This window comes from Nostoc sp., assembly GCF_036917755.1.
Classification (GTDB): Bacteria; Cyanobacteriota; Cyanobacteriia; order Cyanobacteriales; family Nostocaceae; genus Nostoc.
On record NZ_JBALFC010000128.1, the window covers coordinates 1 to 1,785 of the forward strand.

The 1,785-nt window shown below is 37.7% G+C and carries 3 protein-coding genes; 1 reads left to right on the forward strand and 2 read right to left on the reverse strand.

Going from position 1 to position 1,785, the window contains the following annotated elements; all coding sequences use genetic code 11:
• Nucleotides 1-134 precede the first annotated feature (134 nt).
• On the reverse strand, nt 135-356 hold the full coding sequence (locus V7L05_RS27875) for a type II toxin-antitoxin system RelE/ParE family toxin (RefSeq protein WP_335168995.1): 222 nt from the start codon (nt 354-356) through the stop codon (nt 135-137).
• Nucleotides 353-571: a hypothetical protein gene (locus tag V7L05_RS27880; protein ID WP_335168996.1), complete on the reverse strand. Its 219-nt coding sequence runs from the start codon at nt 569-571 to the stop codon at nt 353-355. Before V7L05_RS27880 ends, V7L05_RS27875 begins: the two co-directional genes overlap by 4 nt.
• A 129-nt stretch (nt 572-700) precedes the next feature.
• Between V7L05_RS27880 and V7L05_RS27885 the strand changes: the two genes are divergently transcribed.
• Nucleotides 701-1,603 (forward strand): pentapeptide repeat-containing protein, encoded by a 903-nt coding sequence (locus V7L05_RS27885; RefSeq protein WP_335168997.1) that lies wholly within the window; start codon nt 701-703, stop codon nt 1,601-1,603.
• Nucleotides 1,604-1,785 lie beyond the last annotated feature (182 nt).

The following is a 1,785-nucleotide window of genomic DNA, read 5'->3' on the forward strand; positions in this document are numbered from 1 at the left end:
TCACTAAGAACATCAATTCCGATGTTCTTAGATTACATCTTAATGCTGCCTTTTTGCTTAAGTTGACACCAATGCGGCATGCCGTGCCCCTACACCTCGCAATATAATCTTGTACCGCATCTGAGTGGGAACCGCTATATAACAAATTTAAATAAAATCCGATTCCGATAATCAATTGAACATGAGTATCTACCCGATGAATCACCTTTTAGCTTGTGACTACGTAAACTGAGTTGAAATGGGTCTTCAGCGATTTGTTGTAATACTTGCTCAATTTGAGAACGTAACTCAGGATTTTTCTTGACTACACGCTTAAAAGCACGAACAAAAGTCGGACTCCAAACCAAATTTTTCACTCGTCTAACTCCGCCATCAAATCTGCAACTGAACCACGCCGGACATTACCTTGAGCATAATCACTCTCTGCTTGCGCGATTTCTTTTAATAGGTCATCCCGTCGCTGTTGTTTGAGGCGCTTCTGGATAATATCTACAAGAATAGCCTGAGCTTCTGGATCTAATGCTTCTACCGCTTCTATGGCTTTCTGGAATGTAGATATTTTTTCTAGCATGGGCGTCAAAGAATTTGGTGATAAGCCTAATTTAGCTGGTGATGTGTGTAATCTGTTTACTCAATAGTATATTTGTATTATGAAAACAAAAATTTAGCATTAGCAAAGCTTAACGAAGTTATCGCTCTTATGAACCGAGATGAATTACTCAAACGCTACGCCGCAGGTGAGAGAGACTTTTCAGGAGTTGACCTAAGTGGTGTCAACCTAGAAGGTGTTGAGTTGTATGGTATCAACCTCAGCAAGGCAAATCTCAGTAATGTCGATTTATGCTGTGCTGACATTATTTGTAGCAACTTGCAAGAAGCTAACCTGAGTGGAGTAAACCTAAATCATACTCGAATTGATAAATGCGATTTAACAGGTGCTAACTTGAGAGGCATGAATGCATTTCAGTCATCTTTTGAGGGTTCTAATTTAACTGGTGCTGATTTGAGTCAGGCTCGATTAAGAGAAATCGGTTTGCAGGGTGTAAATCTCAGTGATACTAACTGGGAAAAAGCAAATATTGATAGTTGGTTTGTAGTCGAATTTAAGCATTACTTGAAAAAAGTTTATCTTAAGCGTACTGTTTTGTATGTTGACGATACCAATGAAATAAATAACTGTGGAGCAAATTTAACTGACGCTATTTACTACAATTCTGATGGTTTTAAAGACACAGCAGCAAATGATCCGCCAGGTGTAATTCGCATATATCCCGGTGCTGACTTAAGTGGACTAGATTTTAGCGGTTGTAATCTCCGTGGTCTTGACTTGAAAGGTGTAAATCTAAGTGACAGTAATTTAAGAAGTGCTAACTTAATAAACACAGACTTAAGGAATGCTAACCTCATAAATACAGACTTACGAGATACTTGTTTGAGATATAAAGACTTGCAGGGCACTATCTTCTGCAACACTATCATACCAGAAAAGAGAATTGAAGAAAATCAACTACATGAGGTTGAAGATTATGAATTGGTTGATGAATCTATGTTAGAAATCGAGATGTTAAGTGATGACGAATTCACTGATTTTGATGATCAATAATTTATGCGTTTGAGGAACGAAACCCAACATTGGATTCATGTTCATGTTGGGTTTCACTGCCCTTCAACCCAACCTACATTGATAGATTTTATGGCTCTCCCAGACTAAATATGTTAAATTAACAACAGAAATGCCAGTTTAGTAAAATCCTTCTCCTAAAACTATTAAAGTTAGTTAAGCCA